The following is an 8,063-nucleotide window of genomic DNA, read 5'->3' as shown; positions in this document are numbered from 1 at the left end:
GGAGCGCGAAAAATAACTGATCTCGACCACCGTTCGGTCTGGCGCCGGGTTTGTCACGTTGGAACGGCCGTGCAACCTATTTGTTCAGCGCTTCCCTACCAAAGAATTCGGTAAAGATTCGAAAAAACGCCAGGCACAGCTTGGCGTTTTGTTTCTGCAATATCCCCGCTCATTCATTTCCACCTCGCGCACCTGACGCAAGATGCCCGCCCTCGCCTTCCCACTTGGCGACCTCGGGGGCCATGTCATAGCCCGGTTGACAATAGGTACGGTCTTGGTCATGGCTGCATCGATTTCCTTGGGCGTCAGCAGCACCGTCGTCTTGCACGTGGTGGTGCCGGAGGCATCGACCCTGAGCGCCAGCACCGCGGCGGTGGCGTTGTCGGGAAGCTCGCCGATGATGACGACATCCCGGTCGCCGAACACGAAATAAAAAGCTTCGACCTTCCTGCCTAGCGAGTTGAATAATTGATCGACAGCCTCGCGCCGCCGCGTGCCGCCTTCCTTCAACAGGCCATTGATCCCTTCGCTGAGGTAGCTCGCTTCAACCAGATACTTAGCCATGTGAGGTCCTTCCAGAATGACGTTCCCGACGGAAGAATTCGCTTCATAAGCTTGCCGGCAATGCCCGGCTGGCGCCGTTTTCCCCGGCCGCCGGTTTGCGAGACCCAATATTTGAAAGTTCCCAGGAAGCAGCGGTTCAATCAGCCCGCGTGTGAATAGCTTGAGTTAGCGCGAGGCTACAGCATTGACTGCCGGTTTGTGTGGCAGCCGTTTCCAGGAAATCCGCGAGGAAATGACCGGTTTTGGTCAATGCAAAGAAGCAGGCGCGCTGTCATCCAAACTCCACAACCGGCGCGGCGACGCCACGATCGGGCTGGTGGTCGATGGGCAGGTCGCCGATTACTTCGTTCGCGCGACGACGACGAAGAACCGCGCACCGTTGCCCAGGCCCAGGCCCAGCGTGAAGCAGTCACGCAGTACGAGGCCAAGCAGAACCGCAACCAGACGCCGCGCAAGCAGCAGCAGCGTCAGATGCAGAAGAAGAAAGCAGGTTAATTCGCTTTCTCCAGATGCAGCCGTAGTTCAGTTTGGCAATCACTGCGACAGCAACGACCTGCGCCGACGCGCAAGCCCTGCCACGCAGAGTGCCCCCATTGAGATCAAGGCAACACTGGCGGGCTCTGCGACTTCAACTGGGGATCCAATGAGCTCCGGTACAATTATCGGCACACCAGGATAGTATCCACCATCGTTATCGAGCTCGTTTGACATGTACTCAGGCATAGGCACTTCCATTACCGCGCCACTATAGCTTCCTGATCCGACAGCGTATCCGGCGGTTAGGTACATCCATCGCGAGTAATCAAAGGTATAGATGAAGGTGCCTTCGGAAGCTTGCGTGAATCGGATGCTGAAATCGGTTACCTGATCGCCGCCAAAATCATCATGAATCGTAAAATTCGTTGGACCGCCCGGCCCGAAGTAGGTTGAAGCGGCAGTCAACAGTTTCGCGCCGTCGTTGAAGAACGGGTAAAACTGATGCCTTGAAAGTAATGTCATTGGCGGGCCGGAGTCATAGTTCGGATCGAGGTACGCTGTCATCAACGTTGTCATGTTGAAGCTGAAATGCGCGATCGCCTGATTGTCATCCCTCTGTACGAAATATCCGTCGAGCAAGCCTCCAGTAAATTCGTACTTGGTGTACGAAGCTGAAGCGTTCAGCGAGGTCAGTAAGGTCACAGCAAATGCCAGGCATTTTTTGATCATGACTTTGTATAGGTGAGGTTGTCGGGAAAAAACCGTTCAAGCAATTGCTATACCACACCTAGATCCCCGTATAAATCAAGGTGTTAGCTACGGCTTATCCGCTGATTGGCGACCCTTGTAAGGTTTCCCGACATCCTCTCGTGGCATGCATCCGGTCGCTCTAGATGCCTAGCACTATGCCGCCTCCGCCGCCGGATGCGCCTGCTTCCGATACAAGAACTCCAGCACCGCCTTGCGATGCTCGGTATACCGGGCATCCTGCGCCAGCGCCACCCGGTCGCGCGGCCGCGCCAATCCCACCTCGACGATCTCGCCGATGGTCGCCGCCGGCCCGTTGGTCAGCATGACGATCCGATCCGACAGCAACACCGCCTCATCGACGTCGTGCGTCACCATCACCACGGTGGATCTGGTCGCCGCCACGATCTTGAGCAGCTCGTCCTGCAAATGCGCCCGCGTCAGCGCATCGAGCGCGCCGAACGGTTCATCCATCAGCAGCACCTTCGGCTCCATCGCCAGCGCCCGCGCGATGCCGACGCGCTGCTTCATGCCGCCCGAAATTTCATGCGGACGTTTGCCCTCCGCGCTCGACAGCCCCACCAGCGCCAGCGCAGCGAGCGTGCGTTCGCGCAGCTGGGTCCGCGTTTCGGCGCCGCCGAACACCCGCTCGACTCCCAGGTGGATGTTCTCGTAACAGGTCAGCCACGGCAGCAGCGAATGATTCTGGAACACCACCGCCCTTTCCGGCGAGGGCCCGGCGATCTCACGATTGGCGCATAGCAGCACGCCCGCCGTCGGCTTGAGCAGGCCGGCGATCAGGTTCAGCAAGGTCGACTTGCCGCAGCCCGAGTGGCCGATCAGCGTGATGAAATCACCCTTGCGCACGGTCAGGTCGATGCCCTGCAGCGCCTGGAACACGCCCTTTTTCGTATGAAACGCCATCTCCACGCCGGAGATGTCGATGAATCTGGTTTGAAGGTCATCCATGATCGCGCTCCTCTCAGTTAGCCACTTGTTCGTGCGTCAGCGCCCGCGCCAGCGCCACCAGCGCCTGCTCCAGCAGCAGCCCCACGACGCCGATGACGACGATGGCGATGATGATGTTCGCCACATTCAGGTTGTTCCACTCGTCCCACACCCAGAAGCCGATGCCCACGCCGCCGGTCAGCATCTCGGCCGCCACGATCACCAGCCACGCGGTGCCGATGGCAAGCCGCACGCCGGTCAGGATGTAGGGCAGCGCCGACGGCAGCAGGATCTTGGTCAGGATCTTCCATTCCGACAGGTTCAGCACGCGCGCCACGTTCATGTAGTCCTGCGGCACGCGCTGCACGCCCACCGCCGTATTGATGATCATCGGCCAGATCGAACAGATGAAGATCGACCAGATCGCCGCCGGGTCGGCCGACTTGAACACCAGCAGGCCGATCGGCAGCCAGGCCAGCGGCGACACGGGCTTGAGCAGGCTGATGATCGGGCCGAACATGCCCGACACGAACTTCACCCGGCCGATCACGAAGCCCAGCGGGATGCCGACCGCCGCCGCCAGTCCAAAGCCCACGGCCACGCGCTGGAGCGAGGCCAGCACGTTCCAGCCGATGCCCTGGTCGTTCGGGCTGTTGTGGTAGAACGGATCGGCAAACAGCTTCAGCGCCTCCTCGAAGGTCGCCAGCGGCGACGGGAAGGTCTCGTTGCGGGTGGCGATGAGCTGCCACACCAGCACGACGAAGGCGATGCCCACCAGCGGCGGCAGGATGGCTTGCACCGCCCTGGCGAACGACTGCGCGCCGCGCACGACGGGCGCCGGTTTGCGCGCAGGAGGCGTGACACTCGCGACAGGCGCATCGGCGGCGAGCGGCAACGTGACCACGGCCGCGCCACCGGCGGGCGGCGCATGGCGTTCGGATTTCAAGATGGCGTTCATGGCATTCCCCTATACAGACAAGATGAAAATCAGACCCTGACCTTGAACGATGCGGCGTAGGCTTTCGGGTCCTTGCCGTCCCAGACGCTGCCGTCCATCAGCTTCGAACTGCGCATCGGGCTGGAAGGCAGCGGCGCTTTGGCCAGCGTCGCCGCGTCCTTGTACAGCGCGATCTGGTTGACCGCGCTGGCCACCGCCAGGTAATCGGGGTCCTGCTTGAGCAGGCCCCAGCGGCGATGCTGGGTCATGAACCACATGCCGTCCGACAGATACGGGAAGTTGACCGCGCCGTCGTTGTAGAACTTCATGTAGTTCGGGTCGTCCCAGGTCTTGCCGAGGCCGTTCTGGTAGCGGCCCATGATGCGCTGGTCGATCGCGTCCTTGCTGGTGTTGACGTACGATTTGGCGGCGATGACCTCGGCCATCTTGTTCTTGTTGGCCATCGAGGCGTCGATCCAGCGGCTGGCCTCGATGATGGCGGCCATCATGGCGCGGCAGGTGTTGGGGTGCTTCTTCGCGAACTCCAGCGTCGAACCCAGCACCTTTTCCGGATGGTCGCGCCAGATGTCCTGGGTCGTGGTGGCGGTGATGCCGATGCCGTCCATGATGGCGCGCTGGCCCCAGGGTTCGCCGACGCAGAAGCCGTCCATGTTCCCCACCCGCATATTGGCCACCATCTGCGGCGGCGGCACCGTGATCACCTTGGCTTCCTTCATCGGATTGATGCCGTTGGCCGCCAGCCAGTAGTACAGCCACATCGCGTGGGTGCCGGTCGGGAAGGTCTGGGCGAAGGTGTATGCGCGTTTCTCGGTGCGCATCAGCCTGGCCAGCGACTGGCCGTCGACCGCACCCTTGTTCGCCAATTGCTTGGACAGCGTGATCGCCTGGCCATTGTTGTTCAGGCCCATCAGCACCGCCATGTCCTTGCGCTGGCCCCCGATACCCATCTGGACACCGTACAGCAAGCCATACAGCACGTGGGCCGCGTCCAGGTCGCCGTTGGCCAGCTTGTCGCGCACGCCTGCCCACGAGGCTTCCTTGCTCAGCACGAACTTGACGCCATATTTCTTGTCGAGGCCCAGCGTCGACGCCATGACCACCGATGCGCAATCGGTCAGTGGAATGAATCCGATCTTGATCTCGGTCTTTTCCGGCTTGTCCGAACCCGCCGCCCACACGCCGCCAGTTGCCAGCCCCATCAAGCTTCCTCCCGCTACCAGACCTGCGCCATGTATGACCTTACGGCGGGTGACATCGACTTCGCCGACGGCTGCCGTCGCTACGCTCTTCGCTTCAAGCTTCTGATTTTTCATCGCAATCCCAATATGGTCAGGCAAAAAAAACGACGCATACCCGACATGAACGCATTCATGGTCCGGTAGACGTCGTTGTCTTGTGGGTGCTGCCTTCGTTGGCGGCACACGCAGCGCTCCGTTGCGCTGATGATGATTACGCAATCTTCATGCCAGGGAGCATGCAGAAGGAAGCGCCCTCACCACGCACCGCCGGCGCACCGTGCGAAGGCGTAAACGGCGCACTGCGATTGCGCAGCGCATCATTTTGGGCGGGCTGTTGCGTTAGCTCTAAAAAGTTGCAAAAACGCTCTTCTACTACCGTCCGCGTCGTGCTAGGATGGATTGTTGCCGTAGAAAAACATCACTTGTTTCAATCGTGCGACCCCTTGCCTCTACGTCGCACACATGTAAAATAAATAACGTCCAGAACGCACCCAGGTTTGAAGGTCCTGGCCTCGTCCCGGATTTCCGAATTCGACGCTTTGATTCGACGCTTTGTACTGGCATCCGCATGTCACGCATTCACTGTCCGCTCTACTCCTGCCTGCGTTCTCCCAACGACGTGGCGGTGCGGCCCAGTTGCCAGACAGCCCTTCATCCTGCCCAGCGCGCCCCGCGCGCCTGAACGGCAAACCATCTTCGTATTACGCCCGGCTCATGCCGGCCATTCATCATTTACTTGCCAGTCTTCATTCGAGACGGCCCTGGAGTCAACCATGAACACGGAACACACCGCACGCCACCATTCTTCGATCCATGCCGCAACCGCGGTCGACCGCAGCAACCCTCGCGCGCCGCGCCGCGGCATCGCCAAGGACATCGTCTCCAGCGGCCGACGCCTGCGCACCCGCATCGGCGTCATCGCCGCAGCCTGCATCGGCCTGACCGCGCTGGTGATCGCCTTCGAGTAAGCCTTGCCGGGTATGACCCGGTTGTCGGCCCGGTTGTCGGCCTGCGCAAGCTGCGCGCATAGGGCGCTGGAGACGAAAAAAGCCAACCCTCGGGTTGGCTTCTTCCTTGCACAGGCGTCAGGCCGGCGTCAGAACTCTTCCCAACCGTCGCCGACGTCCGCGGTTTCGGCTTTCTTCGGCTTTGCGGCCGCTTGCGCCTTGGGCTCGACTGGCGTGGCCTTGGCCGGCTTGGATGCAGCGGCCGGTTGTGCCGCCGCCTTCACCGGCGCCCTCAGCGGCGCCTTCGCCATCACCGCCGGCAAGGTCGTGATCACGCGCGGCGCCGCCGCACTGGCGCGGCTGGCGCCCGCCTGATCGAGCTTGAACGCGCCCACGGTCTGCGCCAGCGCGGTCGCCTCTTCCTGCAGCGAGGCCGCCGCCGCCGACGCTTCTTCCACCAGCGCCGCGTTCTGCGTGGTCACCTGGTCCATCTGGGCCACGGCGCCGTTGATCTGTTCGATGCCGGCGGTCTGCTCCTGGCTGGCGGCGGTGATCTCGGCCATGATGTCGGTCACGCGGTTCACGCTCTGCACGATTTCCTGCATCGTGGCGCCGGCGCGCTCGACCAGCTTGGAGCCGTGGTGCACCTTGTCGACCGAGTCGTCGATCAAGAGCTTGATTTCCTTGGCCGCCGCCGCGCTGCGCTGGGCCAGGCTGCGCACCTCGCCCGCCACGACCGCGAAGCCACGGCCCTGCTCGCCGGCGCGCGCCGCTTCGACTGCCGCGTTCAGGGCAAGGATATTGGTCTGGAAGGCGATGCCGTCGATGACGGCGATGATGTCCACGATGCGGGTCGACGAGGCGTTGATCGCGCCCATGGTCTGCACCACCTGCTCGACCACCGCGCCGCCCTTGCCCGCCACTTCCGAGGCCGACGTGGCCAGGGCGTTGGCCTGGCGCGCGTTGTCGGCGTTCTGTTTCACGGTCGAGGTCAGTTCTTCCATCGACGAGGCGGTTTCTTCCAGCGAACCGGCCTGCTGCTCGGTGCGCGAGGACAGGTCCAGGTTGCCGGCCGCGATCTGGCCCGAAGCAGTGGCGATGTTGTCGGTGCCGGCACGGACCTGGCTCACGATGGTCACCAGCGAATCGTTCATGTCCTTCAGCGCCTGCAGCAGGCGGCCGGTCTCGTCTTTCGAGGTCACTTCGATGGTCTGGGTCAGGTCGCCCTGGGCCACGGCGCCGGCGATCGCGATCGCCTGCTCCAGCGGACGCACGATGGCGCGCACCAGCATCCAGCCGACGAAGGCGGCCATGATCAGGCCGAACGCCAGGCCGACCAGGCAGACCGCGCGCACGAACTCGTAGGTCGCCTGCGAAGCCTCATATTCCTCCAGCGCCGCATTCTGCTGTTCCTTGACCAGCCTGGCGCCGAGATCGGCCACCGGCAGGTACAGCCGGGTCATCTCGCCGTTGAGCTGGGCCACGGCGCCGGCGGTGTCGCCGGCACGAATCGCGGCCATGGCCGGGCGGATACCCTGCTCGACGAATACCTTGCGCGCGGCGGTAAATTGCTCGTACATGGCCTGCTCGCCGGCAGTCATCGGCATCTGGCGGTAGCTCTCCAGGATCTTGTTGATCACCCCGATATTCGCGTCGACCGACTCGAGCGCGGTATTGCGCGCGCCGCCATCTTCCAGGGTAACCGCCTTGGCGACGGCGAGCTGGTTGGCGGTGATCAGCTGGGTGACCTGGCCCACCTGGCTCAGCCCCACGAGGCGGTGGTCGTACATCTGCTTGAGTTCGGCGTTTGCGACGCCGAGGTTGTAGATGCCGATGACCGCGCCGGCGATGAGTTCGACGGCCAGGAAGACGATGACGAAGATGAGACGCGACTTGATGCTGAGATGTTTGAACATGATTCGCTGGCCTGGAGCCCATGGATGGAAAAATATGATATCCATTGGATTATAGAAACATTGCTCACCGGTTGGGAAGCATTGAACATTTCCTTGCGTTACGACTTATCGTCCGTCGTCATGCAGCAACAAGCGCGCACGCAGCCGGCGAAGCGCATGGTATTGCTCCGTCGCCATGCGCTAAACGCATAGGCAAATGCGACATTAACACTACGGCAAGGCAACTTTGCCGATAAAATGGCGCGATTCCCTGCTTCAACCGAGCTCT

The 8,063-nt window shown here is 61.9% G+C and carries 8 protein-coding genes; 2 read left to right on the top strand and 6 right to left on the bottom strand.

Annotation, left to right across the window (positions count from 1 at the left end; translation table 11 throughout):
• Positions 1-84: 84 nt before the first annotated feature.
• The 5 genes from ABIB38_RS23050 to ABIB38_RS23030 all read right to left on the bottom strand — a co-directional run bounded on the left by ABIB38_RS23050 (position 85) and on the right by ABIB38_RS23030 (position 4,893).
• Positions 85-564 (bottom strand): GYD domain-containing protein, encoded by a 480-nt coding sequence (locus ABIB38_RS23050; RefSeq protein WP_429207013.1) that lies wholly within the window; start codon positions 562-564, stop codon positions 85-87.
• A gap of 534 nt (positions 565-1,098) precedes the next feature.
• On the bottom strand, positions 1,099-1,770 hold the full coding sequence (locus ABIB38_RS23045) for a hypothetical protein (RefSeq protein ID WP_429207011.1): 672 nt from the start codon (positions 1,768-1,770) through the stop codon (positions 1,099-1,101).
• 174 nt (positions 1,771-1,944) lie between these two features.
• Positions 1,945-2,757: an ABC transporter ATP-binding protein gene (locus ABIB38_RS23040; protein ID WP_429207010.1), complete on the bottom strand. Its 813-nt coding sequence runs from the start codon at positions 2,755-2,757 to the stop codon at positions 1,945-1,947.
• A gap of 13 nt (positions 2,758-2,770) precedes the next feature.
• Complete coding sequence (gene ntrB, locus ABIB38_RS23035; protein WP_429207008.1) at positions 2,771-3,694, bottom strand: nitrate ABC transporter permease; 924 nt, start codon at positions 3,692-3,694, stop codon at positions 2,771-2,773.
• 29 nt (positions 3,695-3,723) lie between these two features.
• A complete protein-coding gene (locus tag ABIB38_RS23030; RefSeq protein WP_429207006.1) occupies positions 3,724-4,893 on the bottom strand; it encodes a CmpA/NrtA family ABC transporter substrate-binding protein in 1,170 nt (389 codons plus the stop codon).
• An 812-nt stretch (positions 4,894-5,705) separates the two neighbouring features.
• Between ABIB38_RS23030 and ABIB38_RS23025 the strand changes: the two genes are divergently transcribed.
• Complete coding sequence (locus tag ABIB38_RS23025; protein ID WP_429207004.1) at positions 5,706-5,900, top strand: hypothetical protein; 195 nt, start codon at positions 5,706-5,708, stop codon at positions 5,898-5,900.
• 128 nt (positions 5,901-6,028) lie between these two features.
• On the opposite strand, the gene ABIB38_RS23020 is transcribed toward ABIB38_RS23025, so the two are convergent.
• Positions 6,029-7,795: a methyl-accepting chemotaxis protein gene (locus ABIB38_RS23020; RefSeq protein ID WP_429207003.1), complete on the bottom strand. Its 1,767-nt coding sequence runs from the start codon at positions 7,793-7,795 to the stop codon at positions 6,029-6,031.
• Positions 7,796-7,819: 24 nt separating this feature from the next.
• Here ABIB38_RS23020 and ABIB38_RS23015 point away from each other — a divergent pair, with 24 nt between their 5' ends.
• Entirely contained in the window at positions 7,820-7,987 is a 168-nt protein-coding gene (locus ABIB38_RS23015) for a hypothetical protein (RefSeq protein WP_429207002.1), read from the top strand.
• Positions 7,988-8,063: the final 76 nt, after the last annotated feature.

Source organism: Massilia sp. UYP11 (assembly GCF_050434805.1).
In the GTDB taxonomy this organism is placed as follows: Bacteria; Pseudomonadota; Gammaproteobacteria; order Burkholderiales; family Burkholderiaceae_D; genus Telluria.
Note: the sequence above shows the minus strand (reverse complement) of the source record. Positions and strands in the feature narration are given on the sequence as shown.

Bases quoted from the DNA above. Each gene is read 5' to 3' on its own strand.
- ntrB (WP_429207008.1), bottom strand. From the start codon at position 3,694: ATGAACGCCATCTTGAAATCCGAACGCCATGCGCCGCCCGCCGGTGGC.
- ABIB38_RS23015 (WP_429207002.1), top strand. From the start codon at position 7,820: ATGGAAAAATATGATATCCATTGGATTATAGAAACATTGCTCACCGGT.
- ABIB38_RS23020 (WP_429207003.1), bottom strand. From the start codon at position 7,795: ATGTTCAAACATCTCAGCATCAAGTCGCGTCTCATCTTCGTCATCGTC.
- ABIB38_RS23050 (WP_429207013.1), bottom strand. From the start codon at position 564: ATGGCTAAGTATCTGGTTGAAGCGAGCTACCTCAGCGAAGGGATCAAT.
- ABIB38_RS23045 (WP_429207011.1), bottom strand. From the start codon at position 1,770: ATGATCAAAAAATGCCTGGCATTTGCTGTGACCTTACTGACCTCGCTG.
- ABIB38_RS23040 (WP_429207010.1), bottom strand. From the start codon at position 2,757: ATGGATGACCTTCAAACCAGATTCATCGACATCTCCGGCGTGGAGATG.
- ABIB38_RS23030 (WP_429207006.1), bottom strand. From the start codon at position 4,893: ATGGGGCTGGCAACTGGCGGCGTGTGGGCGGCGGGTTCGGACAAGCCG.
- ABIB38_RS23025 (WP_429207004.1), top strand. From the start codon at position 5,706: ATGAACACGGAACACACCGCACGCCACCATTCTTCGATCCATGCCGCA.